The sequence below is a fragment of the Marinitoga aeolica genome (assembly GCF_029910535.1).
GTDB classification, from domain to species: domain Bacteria; phylum Thermotogota; class Thermotogae; order Petrotogales; family Petrotogaceae; genus Marinitoga; species Marinitoga aeolica.
Window position 1 is genome coordinate 2,041,139 of sequence record NZ_CP069362.1, and the last position, 26,900, is coordinate 2,068,038.

At 26.4% G+C, this 26,900-nt stretch carries 20 protein-coding genes; 14 read left to right on the plus strand and 6 right to left on the minus strand.

Going from position 1 to position 26,900, the window contains the following annotated elements:
• Positions 1-17: 17 nt before the first annotated feature.
• Together bglX and JRV97_RS09610 are read right to left on the minus strand one after the other, a co-directional pair.
• Positions 18-2,069 carry a beta-glucosidase BglX gene (gene bglX, locus JRV97_RS09605; protein ID WP_280998399.1) on the minus strand — a complete coding sequence of 684 codons (2,052 nt, stop codon included), beginning with the start codon at positions 2,067-2,069 and terminating at the stop codon, positions 18-20.
• Positions 2,066-3,073, minus strand: coding sequence for a LacI family DNA-binding transcriptional regulator (locus tag JRV97_RS09610; protein ID WP_280998401.1), 1,008 nt, complete (start codon positions 3,071-3,073; stop codon positions 2,066-2,068). Before JRV97_RS09610 ends, bglX begins: the two co-directional genes overlap by 4 nt.
• 196 nt (positions 3,074-3,269) lie before the next feature.
• On the opposite strand from JRV97_RS09610, the gene JRV97_RS09615 reads away from it, so the two are divergent.
• The 12 genes from JRV97_RS09615 to JRV97_RS09670 are packed head-to-tail and all read left to right on the plus strand — an operon-like array spanning position 3,270 to position 21,933.
• A complete protein-coding gene (locus JRV97_RS09615) occupies positions 3,270-5,489 on the plus strand; it encodes a beta-galactosidase (RefSeq protein WP_280998403.1) in 2,220 nt (739 codons plus the stop codon).
• A gap of 9 nt (positions 5,490-5,498) precedes the next feature.
• Positions 5,499-7,859 carry a GH36-type glycosyl hydrolase domain-containing protein gene (locus tag JRV97_RS09620; protein WP_280998405.1) on the plus strand — a complete coding sequence of 787 codons (2,361 nt, stop codon included), beginning with the start codon at positions 5,499-5,501 and terminating at the stop codon, positions 7,857-7,859.
• A 12-nt stretch (positions 7,860-7,871) separates the two neighbouring features.
• Positions 7,872-9,188 carry an ABC transporter substrate-binding protein gene (locus JRV97_RS09625; protein WP_280998407.1) on the plus strand — a complete coding sequence of 439 codons (1,317 nt, stop codon included), beginning with the start codon at positions 7,872-7,874 and terminating at the stop codon, positions 9,186-9,188.
• A gap of 10 nt (positions 9,189-9,198) precedes the next feature.
• Entirely contained in the window at positions 9,199-11,994 is a 2,796-nt protein-coding gene (locus JRV97_RS09630) for an extracellular solute-binding protein (RefSeq protein WP_280998409.1), read from the plus strand.
• Positions 11,987-12,871, plus strand: coding sequence for a carbohydrate ABC transporter permease (locus tag JRV97_RS09635; RefSeq protein WP_280998411.1), 885 nt, complete (start codon positions 11,987-11,989; stop codon positions 12,869-12,871). Before JRV97_RS09630 ends, JRV97_RS09635 begins: the two co-directional genes overlap by 8 nt.
• 8 nt (positions 12,872-12,879) lie before the next feature.
• Positions 12,880-13,752, plus strand: coding sequence for a carbohydrate ABC transporter permease (locus JRV97_RS09640; RefSeq protein WP_280998413.1), 873 nt, complete (start codon positions 12,880-12,882; stop codon positions 13,750-13,752).
• A gap of 10 nt (positions 13,753-13,762) precedes the next feature.
• Entirely contained in the window at positions 13,763-15,745 is a 1,983-nt protein-coding gene (locus JRV97_RS09645) for a YIP1 family protein (protein WP_280998415.1), read from the plus strand.
• The gene (locus JRV97_RS09650) at positions 15,738-17,768 is read left to right on the plus strand and encodes a DUF5696 domain-containing protein (RefSeq protein ID WP_280998417.1); all 2,031 of its coding nucleotides are present in this window, start codon (positions 15,738-15,740) and stop codon (positions 17,766-17,768) included. Before JRV97_RS09645 ends, JRV97_RS09650 begins: the two co-directional genes overlap by 8 nt.
• A gap of 1 nt (position 17,769) precedes the next feature.
• Entirely contained in the window at positions 17,770-18,630 is an 861-nt protein-coding gene (locus tag JRV97_RS09655) for a carbohydrate ABC transporter permease (protein ID WP_280998419.1), read from the plus strand.
• On the plus strand, positions 18,617-19,501 hold the full coding sequence (locus JRV97_RS09660) for a carbohydrate ABC transporter permease (RefSeq protein ID WP_280998421.1): 885 nt from the start codon (positions 18,617-18,619) through the stop codon (positions 19,499-19,501). Before JRV97_RS09655 ends, JRV97_RS09660 begins: the two co-directional genes overlap by 14 nt.
• A 9-nt stretch (positions 19,502-19,510) precedes the next feature.
• Entirely contained in the window at positions 19,511-20,752 is a 1,242-nt protein-coding gene (locus JRV97_RS09665; RefSeq protein WP_280998423.1) for a glucoamylase family protein, read from the plus strand.
• An 8-nt stretch (positions 20,753-20,760) separates the two neighbouring features.
• Positions 20,761-21,933 (plus strand): glucoamylase family protein, encoded by a 1,173-nt coding sequence (locus JRV97_RS09670; RefSeq protein WP_280998425.1) that lies wholly within the window; start codon positions 20,761-20,763, stop codon positions 21,931-21,933.
• A 24-nt stretch (positions 21,934-21,957) separates the two neighbouring features.
• On the opposite strand, the gene JRV97_RS09675 is transcribed toward JRV97_RS09670, so the two are convergent.
• Together JRV97_RS09675 and JRV97_RS09680 are read right to left on the minus strand one after the other, a co-directional pair.
• Entirely contained in the window at positions 21,958-22,584 is a 627-nt protein-coding gene (locus JRV97_RS09675) for a deoxynucleoside kinase (RefSeq protein WP_280998427.1), read from the minus strand.
• Positions 22,572-23,204 (minus strand): deoxynucleoside kinase, encoded by a 633-nt coding sequence (locus JRV97_RS09680; protein WP_280998429.1) that lies wholly within the window; start codon positions 23,202-23,204, stop codon positions 22,572-22,574. Before JRV97_RS09680 ends, JRV97_RS09675 begins: the two co-directional genes overlap by 13 nt.
• 129 nt (positions 23,205-23,333) lie before the next feature.
• Between JRV97_RS09680 and JRV97_RS09685 the strand changes: the two genes are divergently transcribed.
• Positions 23,334-24,242 (plus strand): alpha/beta hydrolase, encoded by a 909-nt coding sequence (locus JRV97_RS09685; RefSeq protein ID WP_280998430.1) that lies wholly within the window; start codon positions 23,334-23,336, stop codon positions 24,240-24,242.
• A complete protein-coding gene (locus JRV97_RS09690; protein ID WP_280998431.1) occupies positions 24,239-25,279 on the plus strand; it encodes a DUF362 domain-containing protein in 1,041 nt (346 codons plus the stop codon). The genes JRV97_RS09685 and JRV97_RS09690 overlap by 4 nt, the downstream gene beginning before the upstream one ends.
• A gap of 9 nt (positions 25,280-25,288) precedes the next feature.
• Here JRV97_RS09690 and JRV97_RS09695 read toward each other — a convergent pair whose 3' ends face one another.
• Together JRV97_RS09695 and JRV97_RS09700 are read right to left on the minus strand one after the other, a co-directional pair.
• Entirely contained in the window at positions 25,289-25,624 is a 336-nt protein-coding gene (locus JRV97_RS09695; RefSeq protein ID WP_280998432.1) for a hypothetical protein, read from the minus strand.
• Between the two features lie 73 nt (positions 25,625-25,697).
• Positions 25,698-26,807 carry an MFS transporter gene (locus JRV97_RS09700; RefSeq protein WP_280998433.1) on the minus strand — a complete coding sequence of 370 codons (1,110 nt, stop codon included), beginning with the start codon at positions 26,805-26,807 and terminating at the stop codon, positions 25,698-25,700.
• Positions 26,808-26,900 lie beyond the last annotated feature (93 nt).

Genomic DNA, 26,900 nt, shown 5'->3' on the forward strand with positions numbered 1-26,900 from the left:
AAGAGGAATTGCCTCTTCTATATTTCTATTGATTGCTTTAAAAGTTTTTGGCTATTAGTACCAGCAAAAAATTCTATACTTCCATTATCAATAGTTAAATTTAAATTTTCATCTAAATAATAAAGTTCTGATATATGTATTTCAAAAGATATAGTTTTAGTTTCACCAGGGTTTAAGTTAATTTTTTTGAATCTAATTAATTCTTTTACAGGTCTTGAAACTCTAGCATATACATCTCTAAAATATATCTGACAAATTTCTTCTCCTAAAACTTTTCCAGTATTAGTTATATCAACTTTCAATTTTATTATATCTTCTTGTTTTTCTACTTGGAAATTACTATATTCAAAATTTGTATAACTTAAACCATAACCAAATGGATAAAGAGGTGTATTTTTTGTATCAAGATAATTTCTCACATATGGTCTCCCAGTATTTTTATGATTATAATATATAGGGATTTGCCCAATTTTTCTTGGAAATGTCATTGTTAATTTTCCAGATGGATTATATTTTCCTGTTAATATATCAACAATAGCATTACCAGATTCATCTCCCAAATGCCATGCTTCTACAATTGCTGGAATATTTCTATCTTCCCATTCTAAAGTTAAAGGTCTTCCGTTTAATAATACCAAAACTATATTTGGATTAACTTTCTTTAGTTTTTTTAATAATCTTTTTTGTGCAACAGGTAATTCAATATTGCTTCTATTATTATTCTCACCGCTCATTTCTTTAGTTTCACCTAAAACAGCTACAACTACATCAGATTTAGAAGCTATATTTAATGCTTTATTAGCTTCTTCTTCGTTATATTTAAAAATATCACAACCTTTTTCATACATTATTTCATATTCAGTATTGTTTTGAAATGCAGATAATACAGTTACGACATTACTTTCTTCACCTTTGCATGACCAACAACCTAATGGCGAATGATTATCATTAGCTAAAGGACCAATTAAAGCTATTTTATTAATTCCTTTTAATGGAAGAATATTATTTTCGTTTTTTAATAAAACAATAGATTCTAAAGCAGCTTTTCTAGCAATATTTACATATTCTGGTTTTCTAAATTCTTTTGCATTATTTTCTGGGATGATGTGTTTTTCAAAGAGGTTTAGTTTTTCTTTTAATTTTAATATTCTTAATACTGCATCATCAATTAAATTTTCTAACTCAGGATTTTCTTTTATTATATTTTCTAAATTATTTAGATATACAGCTGAATTCATATCTATATCAACTGTTGATAATAATGCTTTTAAAGCAGCTTCTTTTTCATCCTTTGAAACACCATGTAATATAGTTTCTTTTATAGATTCCCAATCACTTACAACAACGCCATTAAAATTAAGCTCTTCTCTTAATATTTTTTTTGTTAAATATGTATTTGCTGAAGGAGGAATTCCGTTAAATTCATTAAAAGAAACCATTAATGAACCTACATTTTCTTCAATAGCTCCAATAAATGGTTTTAAATATATTTCTCTTAATTTTCTTTCTGATACATCGACAGAGTTATAATCTCTACCACCTTCTACAGCGCCATAGCCAACATAATGTTTAACACAAGCAGTAACGTGAGGTAAATCATCCCAATTATTTTTTTGTAATCCTCTTACTCGTACTTTTGTTATTTCTGTACCTAAATATGGATCTTCTCCATTTCCTTCAGCAACTCTTCCCCATCTTGGATCATATGAAATATCTACCATTGGTGCAAAAATCATGTTTATGCCATCTGCGGCGGCTTCTCTTGCAGTAATTTCACAAGTTTTTTCTATTAATTCTAAGTTCCAACTACAACTTAAAGCTAAAGGGATAGGAAAAATAGTTTTATAGCCGTGGATAACATCATCACCTATTAATAATGGTATGGGATTTTTTGAGTTCATGATATTATTTTGTAATTCATTAATCTTTTTAGGAGAATATACATTTAAAAAAGAACCTATTTCTCCATTTTTTAAAAGCTTTAATTGCTCTTCTTTTAATTTTCCAAATTGAACTAATTGTCCAATTTTTTCTTTTAAAGTCATTTTTTTAATTAGCTTTTCAATCATTTTCTATCTCCTTTGTATCTAGCGGTAGAATTTCTTATTATTAAATTGACGTCTAATAATAAATTTGTATTAGAAGATCTTCCTTGAATTAAATTGAACAAAAGATGTGCTGAATGAGAGCCAAGCTCATACATTGGTCTTTTTATAGTAGTTAATTTTGGTTCTATATAATTTAATTCTTTTATATCATCAAACCCTACTAAGGATATATCTTCTGGAACTTTTAAATTTAATTCCTCAAAAGCTTTTAAGGCTCCTATTGCCATTTCGTCATTCGAAGAAAAAAAAGCACTAGGAATTTCTTTAGTTTTATTAATAAATTTTTTTACTGATTCATAACCAGATTTTTCTGTAAAATCACCCTTTATAATTAATGAGTGATTGTATGGTATATTAAATTCTTTTAATGCTTTTTTATATCCTTTTAATCGTTGATTGTTATCAAAGGAATCTTTTGGTCCGCTTATAAATGCTATTTTTTTATGATTTAGTTCAATTAAATGTTTTGTTGCCAAATATGCACCTTTTTCATTATCTATTAAAACACTTGAAGCATTTAAGTTTTTGCATTTTCTGTCTAATAGTATTATAGGAATCTTTTCTTTTGATATTTCATCAATTTCATCATTTGTTATTGTAGAAGACATTATTATAGTTCCTTTAATTATTTTTTGTTTAAAAAAGTTGATTAAAGTTTTTTTAGTAAGGCCACTTTCTAAAAATATTATAATATCATACCCTGCTAAAGAAGCGCTATCTTGAATTCCTTTTATTAAATTATCATAAAAAGGGCCAAAAGCTTCATTCAAAACAACTGCAATAAAGTCATTTTTCACTTGTTTTAAATTCTTCGCAAATTGGTTTGGTTTATATTTTAATTTTTTAGCTGCTTCTAAAACTTTTTTCTTAGTTGCTTCACTAATTTTTTCATTTCCATTTAATGCATAAGATGCTGTCGAAATAGAAACGCCCGCTAATTTAGCAACATCCTTTATTGTAGCCATATTTTCACTCCTTTCAATTCAATTATATCATATAATGAATCGTTTCGATAAAAAGATAAATGATGAATATTTTTATATATAATATATTAAATATGATTATAAGCAAAAATCTGTTATTTGCTCCAAATACTATGTTTTGAAAAATATGTTAAATAGTATATAATTCTATCGAAACGTTTCACTGAATTTTGAAAGGGTGATTACTATTATTTCGATAAAAAACCAAAATATTTATATTGACAATTCTCCTAAAATGATTATTGGTGGTGAGTTACATTACTTCAGAGTAAAAAAAGAAGAATGGAAAGATAGAATTAAAAAGATTAAAGCTGCAGGCTTTAATCTTGTCAGTACTTATATTCCTTGGATAATACACGAAAAAACTGAAAATAACTTTGATTTTGAAGGTAATAAAAATATAAAAGAATTCTTATCTTTAATTAGAGAAGAACAATTATTTTGTTTAGTAAGGCCAGGTCCATATGTTATGTCAGAATTAAAAAATGAAGGATTACCTCATTGGATATATGAAAAATATCCTGAAGTAGTTGCAAAGGATATTGATGGGAATATCCATCCAACTAGAGTAGTTTCGTTATTGCATCCAACTTTCTTAAATTTAGTAGAAAAATGGTATTCAGTAATATTAGATGAGATAAAAGAATTTATAGAAGATGGAACAGTTATTATGTTCCAATTAGATAATGAAGTTGGAATGTTGAATTGGGTTACAAATCAACCAGACTTCAGCGAGTTTACACTAAATATGTTCAAAGAATATATAGGGGTTGACAAAGACGTTCCCATTAATTTTAAGGAAGATATGGTAATTCAAAATAAATTTATGGATTTTATGAGAATTTATTATAAAAAATATTTTGAAAAACTTATTTCTTTTACTAATAATATTAAAGTTCCTTTTGTTATAAATGTTCATGGATTTACTACACATGATTATGCAAAAAGAGGTAATGAATATCCTATAGGGTTATCTCAATTAAAAGAAGCTTTGAAAATAGAAAATGTACTTACTGCTGGTGATTACTATATTGGAAATCCAGTTCCGGAAAATTATACGGATTTAATTATATCAAATTTATTTACAGAAGTAATGCAAAATAAAGAACAACCTCTTTTTTCAGCAGAATTTCAATCCGGTTCAATCTTTAGTTATCCTAAACTTCAACCTACCAGTCATGCATTAAATACTCGAATATGCTTTAGCACGGGAATGAAATGTATTAATTATTACATGTTTGTAGGTGGAGAGCATTTTGAAGATGATATATGGATCTTTAATAAATATCATGATTGGCAAGCTCCTATAGGACCTAATGGTAAGACAAGAATTTCATATGATTATATAAAAAATACTATAAAAACCTTAAAAGCTTTAGAAAATGAGATATTAAATTCAACACAAGAATATGATGTAATTTTCGGCATTTATCCTGATTATTTCAAAACAGAATTTAATTATAACAATGAAATAGCAAATCATATTAAAAAACAAAGAAATTCGGCATTGTATTATGGTTTTTTAAGAGGAATTTTATTAAACAATTACCAAGTAAAGGGAATTAATTTATTGAATGATGAAATAGATATAGATATGAACAAATTAATTGTTTTTTCTACTAAATACATGGATAAAATGACACAATTAAAATTAGTAGAATTTTTAGAAAAAGGAGGAAATTTATTATTATACCCTGAAATTCCAGAATATGATATGTACGGAAACAAATGTAGTATTCTAAAAGATTTTTTAGAAGTTTCTATAATTAAAAAATATACATATGATTTTATAAAGGTATTAGATACAGATAGTATCGCAACTAATAATACTCAGGTTTTTGATGGAGATTTTAAAGTGCTTGGAACTTCTGGGAAAAACGAGGTTGTAGCTTTTGAAAAAAATAAAGGGAAAGGTAATGTTTTAGTTTTAGGAATTAATTTTGACATGCAATATAATCATCATATAGAACATGTAGATAAACTTTTAAAGTTTTTTGGAATAAAAAAGATAATACAAACTAAAGATGTTGATGTTAGATTAAAAAGAATAAATAATGGATATTTGATATTTTTACATAATTTAGATGATTATACTAAAGATATAGAACTTATTATAAATAATTCTAAAATATTTGATGAGAAAAAAATAAGAATAAGTGGCCGAAGTGGTTTATTGTTACCTTATAAACTACATTTAAATGATGAATTAGAATTAATATATTCAACATGTGAAATTGTAAATAAAAATCCCAATGAAATAACTTTTCTTTGTAAACAAGATGAAGAGTACATAAAGTTTAATAAAGAAATTTATTGTGAGAATAATGATATTGATTTTAAAGATGGAGTATATAAAATTTGTGGTTATAAAAATAAAGAAATTAAATTTAAATATTAGGAGGTCATTATGAAAAAATATTTTGAATCTAAATATGGATATTTCACAGATGACGAGTATGTAATTACAAATCCAAAAACACCAAAGCCATGGGTAAATGTTATAAGTAATGGAGATTACTCAATTATCGTATCTCAAAATGGAAGTGGTTATTCATGGAGAGGGAATGGTTCAGAAAATAGAATAACAAGATCTTTTCAAGATTTAATAAAAGATAATTGGGGAAAATATTTTTATTTAAGAGATTTAGAAACGAAAGAGTATTGGTCTTTAGGATTAAAACCTGTTATGCATGATTATGATTTTTATGAAGTAAAACATGGATTTGGATATTCTATAATAAAACAAGTGAAAAACAACATAGAAACAGAATTAAAATTTTTTGTATCTATAGACAATCCTGTAGAATTTATGGAGATAAAAATAACAAATAAAACTGATAAAAAGAAAAATTTTGATTTGAGTTCTTATGTTGAATGGGTGTTAGGAAATTTTCCAGATGAACATAGAGAATTTCATAAAATTTTTGTTGATTCAAAATTTGAAAATAACGCCTTGTATTACGATAAATTAATAAGCTCATTTTTAGATGAAAAAGGTAGACATAATAATAAAAGTTGGGATCAAATCGCTTTTCATGCTGTAAGCGAAAAAGTTAAATCGTATGAAGGAGATAAAGAAAACTTTATAGGCATGTACAGAACAGAAGCAAATCCAATAGCTATGGAAGAAGATGTTTTAAGTCAAAAAACAGGAAGGTATACAGATCCAATAGGTTCATTACAGGTAGAATTCGAATTAAACCCAAATGAATCGAAAACTATTGTATATATAATTGGTACTGCTTACAAAGGCAAAGAAGACCCAAAAGAGTTTGTAAAAGCTTTTGCTAATGTTGAAGCTAGTGAAAAAGAGTTTAAAAAAGTTGTTAAATTTTGGAATGAATTGTTTGATAAGGAGCATGTAGAAACACCAGATGATGCCTTTAATTTAATGACAAATAAATGGTTAAAATATCAGGCTATTTCAGGTAGAATGTGGGCTAAGTCTGGTTATTATCAAGTATCTGGTGGGTATGGGTATAGGGATCAGTTACAAGATTCTTTAATATTTTTACCTTTAGACCCATCATATACAAAGAAACAACTCTTGCTTCATGCTGAACATCAATTTAAAGAAGGAGATGTCTTACATTGGTGGTTAACTATAGGGAATTGGGGGCCACGAACTAAATGTTCGGATGATCTATTGTGGTTACCATTTATTGCAAATTATTACATAATGGAAACTGGAGATTATTCTATTTTAGATGAAGTTGTTCCTTATTATGATGGAGGAAAAGATACTTTCTATAATCACTGTAAAAAAGCTATAGAAAAAGTTTTTTCAAGATTCAGTCCAAGAGGGATTCCATTAATGGGAGATAATGACTGGAACGATGGTTTAAGTGCAGTAGGCACAGACTGGAAAGGTGAAAGTTTTTGGGTAGCTGAATTTTTATATTTCATTTTAAAAGAATTCAAAAAATTTGCAGAATATAAAAAAGATAAAAAATTTATTGAAAAAATCGATGATGTATTAGAAAATTTAAAAGAAGCATTTAATAAATATGGTTGGGATGGTGAATGGTTCTTACAAGCTACTACAGATGATTTTGAAAAAGTGGGTTCAAAAGATAATGAGGAAGGAAAGATTTATTTAAATCCACAATTATGGGCTGTTATTAGCGGAATTACTAATGAAGAGAGAATAAAAAAATCAATGTATAGCGTAACTAAATATCTTTTAAAAGATTACGGAGCATTATTATTAGCTCCCGCATATACTGAACCTAAAACAGACATAGGTTATATTACCAGATATGCACCAGGTTTAAGAGAAAATGGTGGGGTTTATACGCATGCTGCCACATGGGCTGTTTGGGCTTATGCATTATTAAAAGATAATGAAAAGGCTTATGAAGCATATAAAAAAATTTGTCCTCCAAACAGAGTTAAAGATATTGATAATTATTTAGCTGAACCATATGTTACACCAGGAAATACAGATGGACCTTTATCTCCATATTATGGAAGAGGAGGATGGACATGGTATACAGGTTCTGCGCAATGGTTGCATAGAGTTGGCACTAATTACATTTTAGGTATAAGACCTACTTTAGATGGTTTAGAAATCAATCCTTGTGTCCCAAAAGATTGGAATGGTTTTAAATATAAAAGAACATTTAGAAATTCAACATATTTAATAGAAGTAATAAATAACGGTTGTAATATTAAAGAAATTTATGTTGATGGTAAAAAAATAGATTCTAATATAATTCCTAGTTTTGAAGATAACAAAGAACATAATATAAAAGTTATTTTAAATTAAGGAGGGGAAATTATGTTAAAAAGATTATTGTTGGTTAGTTTATTAGCTTTGATAGTTGTTGTTTCTTTTGGTGAAAAAGTTGTTATTACTTATGCAAACTGGAATTTGGGGTTAGAGCTTGAACAGAAGATGGTAGATGAATTTATGAAAGCAAATCCGGATATTGTTGTAAAACCAGCAGAAAATATAGATTATGGTAAATACATCGATTCTTTAAATGCAGCTGCCGCAGCAGGAGAATTACCAGATGTTATTATGATTCCTAATATCCCTATGGCTTTAACAAACGAATGGGCTTTAAACATTAAGAAATTTGTTGATAATGATTTAGAGTGGTACAATATACCTGCTCCATTAAGAGAAGCTACAAAATATGGAAATGGTGTTTATGCTGTTCCTGCAGGTATGTATTTTATGGGATACTTTGTTAATGACGATTTATTTGAAAAATTTAATATCACAAAATTACCATTTGCTCCAGTATGGCCAAGGTTTATGGCTGCTGTAAGAGCTTTAACAAATGTACAAGAAAAGAGCTTAGGTTTATCTGAAGAAGTTCAAATTCCTGAATGGTATCCAGCTTCAATAAATAAAAACCTTGGATGGTTTACCTGGGATGGAAAAAAATATCATCTTTCAGAAAGAGAATTTATTACAGCTGTAAAAATTGCTAAGCAATTATTCCAAAACAAATATGTATTCGATAGTTTAAGTGCAGATGAAAAGAAAATGTTAAATGCTGGTTGGTATGGTGAAGCTTGGGATCAAGGAGAAATTGCTATTAGATGGTCAGGTACCTGGGATATTAACAATTTCAGAAATTTGAAATTTAAAACCAGATTTATTGGAGTTCCTGGTGAAAGAACACCTGTTGTTGGAGATTTTATGATTATTTCTTCTTCAACTAAGCATGCAGAAGCAGCATATAAATTTTTAAGGTATATTACTTTTGCTAGAGAAGGTATGTTAAAAAGATTAGAAATTGATGATAAAAATCAATGGGTATCTTTGCCATTAACAACAGAAAAAGCTATATTAGAAAGATATTTTATTCAAAAAGATGTTTACCCTGGAATTAGAGAAGCTTATGAAACTATTGATAAGGGTATAATCGAAGGTGTTAAAGTAGTTCCTGGATATGTAGAATCAAGATGGACAGCACCAACAGGAATTAAAATTGGTGATAAAGATAATGCAAATATAGGAGACGTTATCTGGAATTCTATGAGAGGAGATTTAAATATTGCCGATTATGCTGCACAATTAAATGATTTAGCAAATAAAGCTTATGAAAAGAACTATAAAGTAATTGAATCTTTAATAAAATAGGAGACAAAATATGAGAAAAATTTTCCTTGCAATCTATATAGTTTTAGCTATATTAAGCTTTTCAAAATTAACAGAATTAAGTTATTTTGAACAACTAAAAAGATGGAATGGAATAAATAAGGCAGTTGGGGTAGAAATAACCCCATCTGCTTCATATATTACTTTAAATAAACATGAATCTTTTAGTTTTTACATTGATGTTCCAAAAGAAGGTTTATATAATATTGAATTGATTTATAAAGTCTTATCTGACGATTTATTAGAAAATGAAATAGATATAAAAATAAATGATAAATATCAGTTTTTTGAATCAAGAAGAATAGTATTACCTCAATTTTGGAAATCTAAAAATGATTTTTTAATTGATCGTTATGGGAATCAAATTGTACCAGAACAATCCAAGTTAAAGAAGGAAACTATTTATTTATTAAAAGATGCTGCAAATTTAGAAGAGTATCCTTTTTTATTTTTTTTCAAAAAGGGAAAAAACAAAATCCAAATTACATTAAATTCCGGAAAGATTTTAATAAAAAAGATTAAAATTATATCTCCTACTAAAGAAATTAGTTATGAGGAATATAAATTAACTCATAATATTGAAAACAATAATGACACATTTATAATATTAGAAGCAGAAAAGCCTGATTATAAAAACGATACAGCTATCAATCCTATTTCAAGTAGAGATTTAGAGGTTAATCCTTATAGCACTAATAATCTGCTTTTAAATGTGCTTGGTGGTGACTCCTGGTCTAAGAGTGGTCAAGAAGTATTTTATAAAATTCACATTAAAAATGATGGATACTATTATATTGGATTTAAATACTTACAAAATCTAAAACCTAATTCAAATGTTTTTAGAACTATAAAAATAGATAATAAGATCTTATTTGAAGAAATGAAAAGGGTTAAGTTTCCTTTTACCACAAAATGGGAAATAATAAAGTGGAATTATCCAATATACTTAGAAAAAGGGGATCATATTCTATCTTTAGAAGCAAATGCCTATTTGTATGGTAACTTAATTAATAGTATATATTATTTAATAAATGAGATAAATAATATTGCTTTAGATTTTAAAAAGCTTACAGGGGGTAATAGTGCTAATAAAAATATTGAATGGGATGTTCTAAACTATTTCCCAGATATACAGAAAACTTTAAATAATTACAAAGATGAATTAGAAAAAATTTATGTTAAGGCTTTAAAATTAAATGATAATAGAAATAATAGTGAAGGGTTAATAGCTTTGGATGCAGCAATTAAGAATATAAAATTTTTGGCTAATAATCCAAATTTAATTCCAAAAAGATATTCATTGCTAAATGAAGGAAGCAATTCTATTGTTACTAAACTTTCTATTGCACTTACAGAGTTTCAAAGGCAACCTTTAATTTTAGATCAAATATATATTTTCAATAATGAGAAAAAATTACCACAATTAAAAATAAATCTTAGTAAAAGGTTTATAGAAGGTCTTAAAAGATTTATATATTCATTTAAAATTAAAGATAACTATTCAAACAAAGGTAAAGTACTAAAGGTGTGGGTTAATAGATCTAGAAATTATGTGAATTTAATTCAAAGTTTAGCAGATACGCAATTTACACCGAAAACAGGAATAAAAGTAGATATATCTTTAATGCCTAATGAGCAAAAGTTAATATTGTCATATGCTTCGAAAACTGCGCCAGATATTGCTTTAGGAATAAGTAACTGGTTACCTTTCGAGCTTGGGATAAGAGGGGCAGCTTTAGATTTAAGAAGATTCGATGATTTTGGAAAAGTTATTACCAGATTCTCACCTGGAGCTCTTTTGCCCTTTATTTATGAACAAAAATGTTTTGCTTTGCCTGAAACACAGGATTTTTATGTTTTATTTTACAGAAAAGATATTTTTGAGAAATTAAAATTACCTATTCCCAATACATGGGATGACGTAAAAAAAATACTTCCAGAATTACAAAGATATGGTATGAATTTTTATTTACCCATTGCTGGTGCTGGAGGATTTAAACCATTTATGACCACTGCACCATTTATTTATCAAAACGATGGAAGATTTTATTCCAATGATGGTTTTAAAACTGCTTTAAATGAACCAAATTCTTTAAAAGGCATAGAATTAATGACGAAGCTTTTTACATTATATGGTGTTCAATTACAGGTTCCTAACTTTTTTGAACATTTTAGAAGTAGTTTATCTCCTATTGGAATAAGTAATTTTACTACCTACTTACAATTAATGGTAGGAGCCCCTGAACTAAAGAATTCATGGGATATAGCTTTATCTCCAGGGGTTAAAAATGGAAATATTATAGAAAGATGGCAAACTGGATCTGCTCAATCTGCTATGGTTTTTAATACTACGAAATATCCTAATGAAGCGTGGGAATTTTTAAAATGGTGGACTTCTGAAAAAACACAAACAGATTTTGGCCAGAGAATTCAAACTTTATATGGTAAAGAATTTATGTGGAATAGCGCAAATATAAAAGCTTTTTCCAAAATACCAATACCTGATGAACATAAAAAAATTATTTTAGAACAATGGAAATGGTTAAAAGAAGTTCCTAAAACTCCAGCTGGATACATGACAGAAAGAGAGCTAAGTAACATTTGGATTAAGGTTGTTCTGCAGGGGAAAAATTTAAGAGCCAGTGTCGATGATTCTGTAAATAAAATAAATAAAGAAATACAGAGAAAATTGGAAGAATTTGGATATATTAAAAATGGGGAAAAAATAAAGAATTATTATATCCCAAAAATTGAGGATGCGCTTAAATGGAGGCTAAGCAATGAATAAAAGTAAATCTTCTATAATATTATTTTTATCTCCATATTTATTAATATTTTCTATATTCATTATATTACCAGTTATAATGGCTATATTGCTTTCTTTTACTAATTTTAATGCTATTCAATTTCCAAACTTTATAGGTTTAAAAAATTATGTTAATTTAATTACTACAGATGATGTGTTTATGCAATATGTATTACCAAATACTTTAAAATTTTCTTTAATTGTTGGGCCCTTAGGATATATTTTAGCTTTTATATTAGCCTGGATGTTAGCTCAAATTCCAGCATTACCAAGAACGATTCTCGCTTTAATTATTTATTCTCCTTCAATGACTATGGGAGTTGCTATGCAAGTTATCTGGAAATCATTATTTAGTGGCGATGTAACTGGTTATATAAATAGTTGGTTGATTAGGTTAAATCTTATTCAACAACCTATCCAATGGTTGCAATCCCCAAAATACTTAATGCCAATTATGATAATAGTAACAATTTGGAGTAGTATGGGTGTTGGGTTTTTAGCAATGCTTGCTGGTATTTTAAATATTAATCCAGAATTATATGAAGCAGGGTATATTGATGGAATTTCAAAAAAGTGGCAGGAAATTATTTATATTACAATTCCTTCCATGAAACCACAAATGTTGTTTGGTGCAGTAATGTCTGTTGTAACAACTTTTCAGGCTGGAGCAATTGGAGTTCAATTATCCGGATCAAATCCTACTCCACAATATGCTGGTCAATTAATTGTAAATCATATTGAAGACTATGGTTTTTTAAGATATGAAATGGGGTATGCTGCTGCAGTTTCGGTATTTTTATTATTTCTTATTTTAATAAGTTCTAAAGTTGCATGGTCATTATTTGGTGAAAAGGATTAGGTGAGATTATGGCAAAATTTCAAGGAACAAAAATCAATCCCAAACAATTTCATAAAAGCCAGATAAAATTTTATTTATTTTTAATACCTTTTGCAATATTTATGCTATTACCTTTAATTTTTATATTTTCTCAAGCATTTAAACCCATGAGTGAATTATTACAATTTCCCCCACAAATTTTAGTAAAAAATCCAACATTAAATAATTTTAGACAATTATTTTCTACCATTTCAACATCTGGTATTCCAGTTACCAGATATCTATTTAATAGTTTGTTGGTTACAGTAATAACCGTATTTTTAACTGTCTACATCAGCACCTCGGCTGGATATGTGTTATCTAAAAAGAATTTTAAATTTAAAAATTTTATTTTCAAAATAAATACTTATGCTCTTATGTTTGTTCCTATAGCTGTGTCAATTCCAAGATATTTAATAGTAGTAAAGTTAGGGCTTATAGATAAATTTGTAATAAACATTCTTCCTATGTTAGCTATGCCCGTAGGTTTATTTCTGGTGAAACAATTTATAGATCAAATACCTGATGAATTGATTGAAGCAGCTAAAATAGATGGTGCAAATGATTTTGTTATTTTCAGAAAAATTATTATTCCTCTGGCTAAACCAGCAGTTGCGACAATTGTTATTTTATCTTTTCAATCAGCATGGAATTATATTGAGGCTTCTTCAATATATATAAATAATGAAAGTTTAAAAACTTTTGCATATTTTATGACAACTTTGAATTTGGCAAATAACTCAGTTGCAGGTCTTGGAATGGCTGCTGCAGCTTCATTAATAATGTTTATACCAAATTTAATCATTTTTATATTTACTCAAAGCAAAGTTATGAATACTATGGCACATTCTGGAATAAAATGAGGTTGATATAATGAAAAAAATTTTATTAATAATTACTATCTTTACATTCAATTTATTGATATTTTCTAATGTTCCCTATAAGACTTATACCATGGGGCCTAATAATCGTTTAATAGAAACAAGAACGGCATTTGTACCTTCAAAAATTTTAACTCCAAATATTTTAAATGCAGAAGACTTATTTGTTGACAATAATGGGAATATTTATATTGCAGATACAGGCAATATGAGAGTATTAAAAATTAACAAAGATAACAAAGAAGAGTCTATTGGAGATTTTATGATGTTTATGCCTACGGGAGTTTATGTAAAAAATGATAAGATTTATGTTGCAGATTCAGGGAATTTTGTAGTACAAATTTATGATAAAGAAGGGCAATTATTAAAAGAAATAGATAAACCAAAAGAACCTTTGTTTGGTGTGAAAAATCTTTTTATTCCATTAAAGCTCGCTGTAGATGATAGAGGAAATATCTATGTAGTAAGTGAGGGTTCTACTAATGGATTAGTAAATTTAAATGAATATGGGCAGTTTATGAATTATTTTGGAGCTAATCAACCAAATGTTTCTTTGAAAATGATTTTACAACGTTTAATCTATACGGGGAATAATTTTTTGAAAATCAAACCTCCCTCGCCTACAAATTTATGTATAGATAAAGATGGATTGGTATATACTGTAACAGAAGGATTGAATAATAATAGTATTAAAAAATTCAATGTTGCAGGTATTAATGTATTTGAGAATAAAATATTTAGTCCGAATAAACCTGTAGACATTGATACAGATAAATATAACAATATTTATGTATTAACTGCTGAAGGAAAAATTGTTGTTTTGAGTAGCGAAGGTGATCTTTTATTTATTTTTGGAGGTAAAGAAACTATATATGAAAGAAAAGGCTTACTTAAAAGTCCTGCAGCTATTGACGTAGGCGATGATGGAAAAATCTATGTCCTTGATAAAGAAAAAAATAATATCATAGTATATGAACCCACTGAATTCGCAAAAAATGTATTTAAAGCAAATATGTTTTATGTGCAAGGTTTATATGTTGAAGGTAAAGATTTGTGGGAAAAAGTAAAAAATCTAAACAGCACATTTATGCTAGCTTATAAAGCATTAGCAAAGGCTTATTTTAAAGAAGGTAATTATAGTAAATCCTTAGAATATTTTAAATTAGCTGGTGTTAAAAATGATTATTCAGAATCTTTTTGGCAAATTAGGAATGAGTGGCTTCAAAAAAATCTTTCAAAAGTAATAGTTTTCTTTGTTTTATTATATATTTTCTTAAAAATACTATTTTATTTTGATTCAAAGAAAAATATATTATCTGGATTAAAAATTTTTATAAATTCAATAGCGAATAAAAAAATTGTTTCTGATATCTTATTTTTAAAGTATATATTAAAAAATCCATTTGATGCATTTTATGAGATTAAAAGAAAAAATAGAATTTCTATATATAGTGCTTTAATATTATATGGTTATTTATTTCTTTTGAAGATATTTGAAATATATTTCAAAGGATATATATTCAATAATGTTAATATATATCGTATAAATATATTTTCAGAATTTATTGGATTATATACACCTATTTTATTATTAATAATATCAAATTATTTAATTAGTGAAATAAATGATGGTGAAGGAAAGTTACAACATATTATTATTGGTGGTGTATATTCTCTAGCTCCATATTTGATTTTTTATCCTTTTTTAATAATTTTAAGTAATTTTATAACTTACAATGAAGCATTTTTGATTAATTTTCCTAATTTTATTATAATTTCTTGGAGTTTAATTATTTTATTTATTATGGTAAAGGAGATTCATAATTATAGCGTTTCAGAAACCGTCAAAATAATATTTTTGACTTTATTTATGGTTTTTGTAATAGTTATAATTGCTTTTATAATTTTCGTTTTATTTACTCAGGAAATAGATTTTATTAAATCCATTATAATGGAGTTGATTGTTCGTGAATAAAATTCATTTCTTATTAGTATTAATATTCGTATTAATTAATATAACAATATATTCTTCTATGATTAAAATCTTCGAAAATAATAATTTTGAGTATTATTTCGATAAAAATTCAATTTCTTTTGATATTAAAGAAAAAAATGGGAATAATATTTGGAAAACCAATTTAAGAGAAAAAGATTCATCACTTAATAATGAATGGTCAAATTTCTTTTCAAATGGTATATCAATAGATTATTATTTAAAATCAGAAAGACAATTAAAAAGAAAATCTTTTAATGTTAGTAATTCTAAAATTTCTTATAATATGGATGCAAATATATTGCATCTTGATATAGAATCTACAGAATTACATATTGAAATAAAATTAGATATAAAATTCACTTTAGATGGTTTTGATATTATTTTACGTGATAATGGAATTATTGAAAGAGATGAGAATGTATATATTCAGAGATTATACTTCTTTCCATTTTTTGATTCTGTAAAATATAGTAAAACAGGTTATATTTTTATTCCTGATGGTTCTGGCGCATTAATCAATTTAAAAAAATCAATAGCTAAATCTCCTTATATACAAAGGGTTTATGGTGATGATTATGGTATAAAAGATATAAATACTTTAAATAATCAATATATACCAAATAAAAATATTCTTATTCCAATATATGGAATGATTGTAGAAGAAAATAAAAAAGGATTCATGAATATTATTGAAGAAGGCGAAGAATACACAGATATATTAGCATATCAATCTGGTATTGTAACTCCATATTCATGGGTAACAGCAAGATATAATTTAAGAGATTTATATAAAAAGTTTATAGATAAAAAAGGAAATGCAGTATTAGTGGGTATGAATAGACCTTATAATTATAATATTATCTCAAAATATGTATTGTTAAGCGGCAATAAAGCTAATTATTCTGAAATGGCTATAATTTATAGGAAATATTTAGAAAGTAAAGGGATATTATATAAAAGGAAACTTAAATCTCATACTACTTTAAGGCTTGATTTCTTGGCTGTTGAAAGTAAGAAAAAAGCTTTAGGAAAAGAATTCATTATAATGACGAAATTAGAAGATATTTTAAAAATTAAAAATGAATTAAACAAAAAAATTGGTGAAAATCTTTTAATAAATATTTTAGGATATTCTAAAAACGGATATAGTAATTCCTCACCTTACCATCTCCCTTTAAATAATAAATTTTATAATGAAAAAATTTCTAATGATTTATATTTTTCCGTTGATTATACTTTAGGTAATCCAAAAAACAAATACGATATAGCGCAAAATATTTCCAAACAATTATTACAGATATTTAATAAATATTTAATTACTCCCAATAAATCAATTGAACTGTATCAAAAAGAAAAAAGCAAATTTAATAAACTCAACATTAAAAATTTTTCTTTTAAATCAATTGGTGAATATTTATATTCAAATTATGGTAAAGACTTTCACACAAGGGAAGAAAATATGGACTTGATTTCAAAGACGTTTTATGGAACTTTCTATAACCCAAACTTTTATTTATGGAAAAACACATATCAAATATTTGATATAGATTCAGAATCCTCTGATTTTTTAATTGAAAATAAATCTATACCATTTTTACAGATTGTATTAAAGGGATATATGGATTTTTATTCAAAACCTTTGAATTTTAGTTCTAATATTAAGGATTCTCTTTTGAAATTAATTGAATATAGTATTTATCCAACTTTTTTGATAACAAAAGAGGATTCTTTCAAATTAATTGATACCGATTCAGAATGGATATATTCTTCGCAATATAGTTCCTTAAAAGATACTATTATAAATTCCTATAATTTTGTTAAAAGCGCTCTTGATAATGTAGCTAATGCCTTTATTTTGAAACATGAATATTTAAATGAAGATGTAGTTAAAGTTTCATATTCAAATAGCATCGAAATAATAATAAACTATTCCCAAAAAATGTTTAATTATAAAGGGAAAAAGATTCTTCCTAAAAATTTTGGGATTATAAAGGGTGAATAAAATGAAATTAAAAAACAAAAATGCTTTAATGGGAATAATTTTTGTTTCTGGTTGGATTATAGGTTTTCTAGTGTTTACTTTAGTCCCGATTATCAGAACAATATGGTTTAGTTTTAATAATGTAAAATTTACTGCTAATGGTATAAAGGAAACCTATGTTGGTTTATTAAACTACAAAAATGCATTTTTATTAGATCCTGTTTTTACAGATTATATTATTGAATATATTTCTCAAATGCTCATATTTATTCCTATAATAGTAACTTTCTCTTTAATAGCTGCTATTATGTTAAATAAAAAAATAAAAGGAAAAGGTTTTTTTAGAACTATATTTTTTCTTCCAGTTATAATTACCAGTGGACCTGTAATGCAAAAATTAATAGAGCAGAATGCAACGGCATTACCAGGAGTTTATAAATATTTTTCTATGGAATATTTGGCTAAAAACTTTGGAATTTTTGGAAATTTATTTGGAATGGTATTAAACTCTTTTATAATGATTTTATGGTTCTCAGGAGTTCAAATTCTTATATTTATAGCTGGACTTCAGAAATTAGACAAAAGCGTCTATGAAGCAGCCAGTATAGATGGAGCTTCAAAATGGCAAATGTTTTGGAAATTAACTTTACCTGCATTAATGCCTGTTATTTCAATTAATGTCGTATATACTTTAGTTACTTTATCCAATTTTGCATTAAATCATATAGTTCAGAAAATTTCTAATGATATGTATGACATTACAAAAGGTATCGGTTATGCTACAGCTTTAGCAATAATATATTTTATCATTATACTAATTTTACTTTCTGTATTTCTCTTAATTACTAAAAACAAAGATGGTGAAAAATATGCGAAAAATTAAAGAATTTATTTCAAAAGCTCTATTATATTTTTTATTGATATTAATAGGTTTTGTCTTTCTATATCCTATATTTTATATGATATCTTATAGTTTTATGGATACAGAAGATTTAGTTAATCCTTTTGTGAAATGGATTCCTACGAAATTATATTTAGAAAATTATAAAAGCGCATTAAATGTTTTAAACTACAAAACATCGTTAATAAGCTCTATTTATGTAGCATTAATTCCATCTCTATTACAAATAATTTTTTGTTCTGTTACAGGATATGGATTAGCAAGATTTGATTTTAAAGGGAAAAAAATAATTTTATTTTTAATTATTGCAACCTTTATTATACCCAGTCAAGTAACAATGATTCCACAATTTTTAATGTATAAAGATTTGAATTTAATTGGAAGTTTATACTCATTTATATTACCTGCTATTTTTAGTCAGGGATTAAGAAGTTCCATCTTTATCTTGATATTTTATCAATTTTTTAAAATGTTCCCAAAATCTTTAGAAGAAGCAGCAAAAATAGATGGAGCTAATTATTTAACTATATTTTTAAGAATAGCTGTTCCAAGCGCATTACCTGCATATTTAGTATCTTTTATTTTTTCATTTGTCTGGTATTGGAACGAAAGTACTTTAAGTGCCCTATATTTTGGAAATAAAATAAAAACACTTACATTAGGATTGCAAAATTTTACTGCTACATATCAAAATATATATTCTAGTTCTATTACACAAACAGGAAAATCTATAAATGAAGCTATTAATATGGCTGGAACACTATTAACAATATTACCATTACTTATCTTTTATTTTGTTTTCCAACGATGGTTTGTTGAAAGTGTCGATAGAACTGGTATTACAGGGGAATAGGAGGGAATTATGAAAAGATTTATATTAATATTTTTAGTTTTAATATCTACATTAGTAATATTTTCTATAGATAATCAATATTTTAATGAAGAATTTAAAAGATCATTTTTCTTTTTTTGGGAACAGGCTAATATTAATGAAAAAAGTAGTGGCTATGGATTAATTAGAGATAGATATCCTGGTAATCCAAATGTTGCAAGTATAGCATCTACCGGTTATGGATTAGCTGCAATTCCAATTGGTATAGAAAAAGGGTGGATCTCATATGAAGAAGGGTATACTAGAGTAAATAAAACATTAGATACCCTATTAAATCTTAAAAACATAAGAGGTTTTTTCTATCATTTTTTAGATATAAATACAGGTAAAAGGATATGGAATAGTGAGATTTCAACTATAGATACTTCTATACTATTATGTGGTGTTTTAACAGCAGGAGAATATTTTGGGGGTGAAATAAAAGAAAAAGCTGAAAAATTATATAAAAATGTGAATTGGAAAATGTTTGTGGATAAAAGTACCAATTATTTTTATATGGCTTTTTATCCTGAAAAAGGTTTTTCGGGGAAATGGGATTTTTATGCTGAGCAATTAATGATGTATATATTAGCAGCAGGTTCTCCAACATATCCAATAAATGAAGATGTTTATTATTCTTTTAAAAGGCATGAAGGAAATTATAAAAGTAAAAAATTTATTCACTCTTGGTTTGGTTCTTTATTTACTTATCAATATTCACATGCATGGATTGATTTTAGAAATAAAAAAGATAAATTAGGAGTCGATTGGTTTGAAAATTCTGTAAATGCTTCCATAGCTAATTATAACTATTGTGTTGATTTATCTAATAAATTCAAATCTTTTTCTAAAGATCGTTGGGGGTTATCTGCTTGTGATTCTCCTAATGGCTATAATGGTTTATTTGGTGCTCCTCCATCTGGTTATAATAATAAACAACATAAAGTAGATGGAACAATAGCAACGTCAGCAGCGTTGGGATCAATAGTATTTACACCAGATTTATCTTTAAAAGCCCTAAATGCTTTTTATAAAATATCAGGTTTGGTGGGTAAATATGGTCTAAAAAATGCTTTTAATTTAGATAAAAATTGGATTGCTAATGATTATATAGGTATAGATAAAGGTATAATTTTATTAATGTTTGCTAATTATGAAAATGAGTTTGTATGGAAATTATTTAATAAAAACCAATATATTAAAAATGGTCTAAAAAGGCTAGAAATACAGTGAGGTGTATTATGAATAATATTTTGGAAATTGAAGAAAAATTGTCTTTTGATTTTTTTTGGAATGAAGTTTCTAAAACTGAAAATGGTTATGGATTAATACGCGATAATACTAAACATAATATTGCTAGTATAGCTTCTGTTGGATTTGGATTAAGTGCAATTCCTATTGGTATAGAAAGAAAATGGATTACTAAAGAAGAAGGGTATAATAGAGCTTTTAAGACATTAAATACATTTTTATATAATGTAGAACAAAAAGAAGGATTTTATTTACATTTTGTGGATATGAAAAATGGAAAAAGAGTTTGGAACAGTGAAGTATCTGTGATAGACACTTCTATATTTTTAATGGGAGCATTAACTGTAGCAGAATATTTTAAAGGTGAAATATATGAGTTGTTTGAAAAAATATATGAAAGAATTAATTGGCAATGGTATACAGACAAAAATAAAAATATGTTCTATATGGGATATTGGTATGAAAGTGGATTCCATGGATATTGGGATGGATATGCAGAGCAATTAATGATGTATATAATGGGTGCAGCATCTCCAACTTACCCCGTAGATCCTATATTATATTATTCCTTTAATAGAAACCTTGGAAGATATAAAAATTACGAGTTAATATATACATGGACAGGATCAATTTTTACTTATCAGTATTCACATGCATGGATTGATTTTAGAAATAAAAAAGATAAATTAGGGGTTGATTGGTTTAAGAATTCTATTTTAGCTACAAAAGCATCAAGACAATATTCCATAGATAACAATCATATATATAAATCATTTAGTGAGAATTCATGGGGATTAACTGCTTGCGATTCACCTAATGGTTATCGTGGAGATTTTGGAGCTCCACCTTCGGCACATAATAATACAGAAAACAAAACAGATGGAACAATTCCACCTGCGGGAACTATAGGTTCTATAGTTTTTACTCCTGATGAGGTTATAGAAGCTATGAAGTATTATGATACACTAGAGAATTTAAAATGCAAATATGGTTTTAAAGATGCATTTAATTTAGACAAAAATTGGTATTCAGATATAGTAATTGGAATAGATAAAGGGATTAGTTTATTAATGATTGAAAATTATAGAACTGGTATGATATGGGATTTAGTTATGAAAAATAAATATATAAAAAGAGGATTAGCATTATTAGAGATAAAATAAATAGCCGCAATTTGCGGCTATTATTTATTCTACATTTTCTAATTCTAATATTTCTGATATATCCTGAACGATTTTATCTATATATTCTGGATTTTCAACTATATCTATCTTATCTCCGTCAACTACATATATTTTTGATTGATCATAAGTATTTATCCAATCTTTATATAAATCATCCAATTGCTTCCAATATTCAATAGGAACAGCCATTTCCATGTCTCTTCCTCTTTTTTTAATTCTTTTTACTATCGTATCTACACTAGTTTTTATATATATTAATAAATCTGGTTTTTTTAAGAATTCTAACATTGTATAGAATATTTGATTATATGTTTCATATTCTCTTTGGCTCATTTTTCCATTATTATATAAGTTTCTTGCAAAAATTTCTGCATCTTCGTATATTGATCTATCTAAAATAGCATTATCATCAGAATCTATAATTTGTTTTATGCTATTAAATCTATGAAATAAAAAGAATGTTTGTAAATGATATGACCACTTTTTTTGATCTTTATAAAAATCTTCTAAAAATGGATTATCATTTACGGATTCATAATAAGGTGTAAAATCTAATCTTTCAGATAATACTTTTGTAAATGTTGATTTCCCTGCCCCTACATTCCCCGCTAATACAATCATTTTACCCATATTTTTCCCTCCAAATAACTTACTATATTTTCTAATAATTCTTTTAATTGATTTTCATCAAAAACATTAAAATTATTTCCGTCTACGTAGATATAATCTTTTAAATTTGAAAAATACGATTTATATCCTTTATCAACCATTTCTAAATATTCTCTGGCTATGGTTTTCTCCATATCTCTATTTCTTTTTTTAATTCTTTCAACAACTGTATCAACATCTGTATCTATATAAATTAAAACATCTGGTTTTACAATATCTTCAGTTAAAATATCGTATATCTTCAAAAATTTTTCTTTTTCTTTCGAATTGGTTATTGTGATGTCGGCAAAAATTTTATTTTTAAGCATATCATAATCAGATACTACAATATTTGAGTAAGAATTTTTATGATATTGTTTATACCTCGAAACTAAGAAAAACATTTCTGTTTGAAAACCTACATCTTCATTTTTATATAATAGTGGTAAATAGGGATTATTTTCAAATTCTTCTAATATCAATTCATCTGCATTAATTTTATAAAAAATAGCGTTTGCTAAGGTTGTTTTTCCACTTCCAATATTCCCTTCAATGTTTATTCTAACATTTTTATCTTTAAAATATTCTGCAATCTTTTCCATATAATCCCCTCCAAAAGTGGTATAATATATTATATATTAAAAATATGTATCTTATCTTTATTTTTCTTTAAATTTTTCTATATGTTGTAGTTATTAAAATCACAAATACTACAGATTGTGAGGTGTAACATGATATTTGCAAAAAATTATGATGATAGTCCAATAATATTAAAAGAAGAAAATAGAAAAACGATTTTAAAATCTAATTATCCATGTGAATATCCTGAATCTTCTAAAATACCTCTGTATATATATGATGCCAAATCTGATAAAACCCTTCTTTTTATACATGGTTTAGGTACTAGAAACTTAAAATATTTGAAGTGGTTTCCAGAAAATTTTGCTAAAAATGGTTATAATAGTGCTTTAATGATTTTACCATATCATTTTGATAGAACCCCTAAAGGTCATAAAAGTGGTGAACTATTTTTATCAACTACGGATAATTATATTTTAAGATCCCGTTTTGAGCATTCTGTAGTTGATATTCTTACTACTTTAAATTATTTAAAAGAAAGATTTAAAACGGATTTATATTTAATGGGGTTTAGTTTTGGTGGTATGGTATCTACAATAGCTGCTTCATTAAGAGAGGATATTAAAGGGTTATCTTTAGCTGTTACAGGAGGAAATTTTTATCATATTACATGGAAAAGTTTTGTAACAGGTGTATTGAGAGTTCAATATGAAGAAAATAAAGAATGCAATCCAGAAAAATGTTTAAATTATCATCTAAAAGAATACCCTGAATACTTAAATAGTTTAAAAAAACCAGAAATAGAACTTGATAAAGCACCAATTGCGTGTTTTGAATATGATCCTTTAACATTTGCTAAATTTATTAAAAGCCCAGTTATTATATTTAGAGCATTATTTGATATTTTTATTCCTAAAAAATCAACTTTGGATTTATATGAAAAGATAAAAACACAAAAAGAATTATACACAATTCCTACAGGGCATTTGTCTTCATACTTGTATAGAAAATATATTTTGAAAAAAACTATAAGTTTTTTCAAAAAAAGAGGTGAGATATGATGAAGGTATATTTGAAAAAATGTAATGATTATGATAATGTTGAAAAAGTATTATTACCTATTTTAGAAAATTACAAGAATAAATTTAAAAGTGGAGATAAAGTATTAGTAAAACCTAATCTATTATCACCCAAAAAGGTTGAAACTGGAATAACAACTCATCCAAAGGTAGTTGAGGCTGTATTAAAATTTTTATTGGATTTGGGTACAAACCCATATTTAGGAGATAGCCCTGCGACAGGAACTGCATTAGAAGCAGTTAAAGCAAATGGTATTTATGATGTATGTAAAAAATTAGAAGTTCCCATTGTAGAATTAGATGATCCTGTTGTTGTAGATGGTGAAATATATAAAGGAATAAAAATCTCTAAAAAGGTTTTAGAAGCAGATAAAATTGTAAATATTGCCAAACTAAAAACGCATGTGCAAATGATAATGACATTAGCTGTAAAAAACACATTTGGATGTGTAGTGGGTAAAGAAAAATCAGCATGGCATTTTAGAGCAAAGACAAATACTAATTTTGCTAATGTATTAATAGATATTCACAATATAGTAAATCCTACTCTAAATGTATTAGATGGTATTTTAGGTATGGATGGTAATGGACCAGCAAATGGATTCACTAGAAAATTTAATGTTATAGGGGTTTCAGAAAATGGATATGCTCTTGATCATGCAGTTATAAAATCTTTAAATATTAAAGAGAAATATGTTTACATCGTAAAAGAAGCAATGAAAAGAGGTTTAATTCCAAAATATGAATTAAAAAGTGACTGGAAAGGTGATAATATCAAGCTTCCTTTAACAGCTCCTATTTTTGAAACTGTAACAAATATGGTTAGGATTTTTGAAAGGGTCCCAAAAATAAATAAAAACAAATGCGTTGCATGTAAGATATGCGAAGAAAGATGTCCTGCCCAAGCTATAGATATTGACAATGATAAATATATAGATTATTCAAAATGTATTAGATGTTATGTATGCCATGAAGTTTGTCCACAAGATGCAATTAAATTAATAAGAAGAATAATATAAAAAGGGGCTTTAAGCCTCTTTTTCATTAAATTCCCTTATTTTTTTAATTCTATCAGGGTTTAAATAATTTAAGCAACATCCTGATCCAAACATTTTAACCTTTAAATTTATGCTGTTTTCATATTCAACTATCTCATCATATTTACTGCATTTATTATCTTCTGTTAGATACTCACATTGTTGCTTTTCTTTATTCCATTTTCCATAATAACATGGCGTGTGTTTACAACAATATCCACACTGAACGCACTCGGGACATTGTTGCTCTTCTTTATTCATCTTTTCAAATAATTCTTCGAAATCTTCAATATCTTCTAACTCATCAAAGTCATCATAAAAAAACATAAAATTCCTCCTAATTTTTTTATAGTATATAATATTTGAAGGAATAATAAATCTCAATATAGTTACAAAATATTTAAATCTTTTTCTCTTTATACATTATAGGATAGATGATTCCGAGGAATATTGAAAATAAACTTACACTAAAAAGTACAAAACTTACATTATTGCCAAAAACTGCAGAATATCCACTTGAAACAAAATTGCCTATAGCCCATGCAAAACCCATAGAAACAGAAGATGCAAAACTTTTATTTTTTGGCATTAGGAATTGTGCTTCGACTAAATTTGCTGACATAGTTAAAAATCCAAAAGCATCAAATGAAGAAAATGAGATAATTCTTAATAATTCAGAATTTATAGTAACCATAAAAATTCCAGAAATCCCCATCCCCAAAAAACCAATAAAATTAATAAATTTTATTCCTAATTTATCTCTTAAATATGTTCCATAATAATTAGTAAACATTCCTATTATCATACCTATAGTTAATGTTGCACCACCAATAATCAAACCCGAACCTTTTTGGTTAAGATAAATAGGAACAAATGTATGAAAAATATTCATAATAAATCCTCTTAAAGCTACCATTAAAAACACAGGTAATAATACTATTGCTTCTTTTAAAGAAGGAAACCTTTTTTCTGATATTTCGGTTTTTTCATATTTCCATAATTTTTTATAGAAAAATATTAATAAAAATGCACTTAAAATACCGATGATATATAATTTATCCATTCCAAAAATTTTAACATATGATGTAATGAAAATAGGCCCTAATGCTGCTCCAAATGTTCCTAAAACAGAAAACCAGGCTACGTGAGTTCCTTTATTTAATCTACCGGCAAAGCTGGCACCGACTGGATGAAAAGCAGAATTAAATAATCTTATAAAGAAAATTAAAGTTAGTAATACGTAAAAACTATTTACGAATCCCAATAAAGAAATTAATATAATTTCTGTAAATAATAAGATAACAACGAAAACACCATCTCTTTTTTTCCTGTCAAAATAAAGACCGAAAAAAATTTGAAGAATAGATGAAAAAGCACCTATTAATGTTATAAGTGTAGTAAAAGTTCTACTATCAATATTAAATTTATTTATAAAATAAGGACCTAAAGGTTTAAAAAAAGAATTGAAAAAATCTGCAAGAAAATGAGCTAAAGATATAGTTAAAGTCATATAATGCCTCCTTATTGTTAGTATTACGAACAAATTATATCATAAAAAATATTAAAATACAATAAATTATTAAAATAATAAAATAAAAAAATC

Excerpts from the sequence above, each read along its gene's own strand:
- JRV97_RS09655 (WP_280998419.1), top strand. The coding sequence starts at position 17,770 with ATGAAATTAAAAAACAAAAATGCTTTAATGGGAATAATTTTTGTTTCT.
- JRV97_RS09645 (WP_280998415.1), top strand. The coding sequence starts at position 13,763 with ATGAAAAAAATTTTATTAATAATTACTATCTTTACATTCAATTTATTG.
- bglX (WP_280998399.1), bottom strand. The coding sequence starts at position 2,069 with ATGATTGAAAAGCTAATTAAAAAAATGACTTTAAAAGAAAAAATTGGA.
- JRV97_RS09610 (WP_280998401.1), bottom strand. The coding sequence starts at position 3,073 with ATGGCTACAATAAAGGATGTTGCTAAATTAGCGGGCGTTTCTATTTCG.
- JRV97_RS09690 (WP_280998431.1), top strand. The coding sequence starts at position 24,239 with ATGATGAAGGTATATTTGAAAAAATGTAATGATTATGATAATGTTGAA.
- JRV97_RS09695 (WP_280998432.1), bottom strand. The coding sequence starts at position 25,624 with ATGTTTTTTTATGATGACTTTGATGAGTTAGAAGATATTGAAGATTTC.
- JRV97_RS09665 (WP_280998423.1), top strand. The coding sequence starts at position 19,511 with ATGAAAAGATTTATATTAATATTTTTAGTTTTAATATCTACATTAGTA.
- JRV97_RS09680 (WP_280998429.1), bottom strand. The coding sequence starts at position 23,204 with ATGGAAAAGATTGCAGAATATTTTAAAGATAAAAATGTTAGAATAAAC.
- JRV97_RS09620 (WP_280998405.1), top strand. The coding sequence starts at position 5,499 with ATGAAAAAATATTTTGAATCTAAATATGGATATTTCACAGATGACGAG.
- JRV97_RS09670 (WP_280998425.1), top strand. The coding sequence starts at position 20,761 with ATGAATAATATTTTGGAAATTGAAGAAAAATTGTCTTTTGATTTTTTT.
- JRV97_RS09630 (WP_280998409.1), top strand. The coding sequence starts at position 9,199 with ATGAGAAAAATTTTCCTTGCAATCTATATAGTTTTAGCTATATTAAGC.
- JRV97_RS09685 (WP_280998430.1), top strand. The coding sequence starts at position 23,334 with ATGATATTTGCAAAAAATTATGATGATAGTCCAATAATATTAAAAGAA.
- JRV97_RS09625 (WP_280998407.1), top strand. The coding sequence starts at position 7,872 with ATGTTAAAAAGATTATTGTTGGTTAGTTTATTAGCTTTGATAGTTGTT.
- JRV97_RS09660 (WP_280998421.1), top strand. The coding sequence starts at position 18,617 with ATGCGAAAAATTAAAGAATTTATTTCAAAAGCTCTATTATATTTTTTA.
- JRV97_RS09635 (WP_280998411.1), top strand. The coding sequence starts at position 11,987 with ATGAATAAAAGTAAATCTTCTATAATATTATTTTTATCTCCATATTTA.
- JRV97_RS09640 (WP_280998413.1), top strand. The coding sequence starts at position 12,880 with ATGGCAAAATTTCAAGGAACAAAAATCAATCCCAAACAATTTCATAAA.
- JRV97_RS09675 (WP_280998427.1), bottom strand. The coding sequence starts at position 22,584 with ATGGGTAAAATGATTGTATTAGCGGGGAATGTAGGGGCAGGGAAATCA.
- JRV97_RS09700 (WP_280998433.1), bottom strand. The coding sequence starts at position 26,807 with ATGACTTTAACTATATCTTTAGCTCATTTTCTTGCAGATTTTTTCAAT.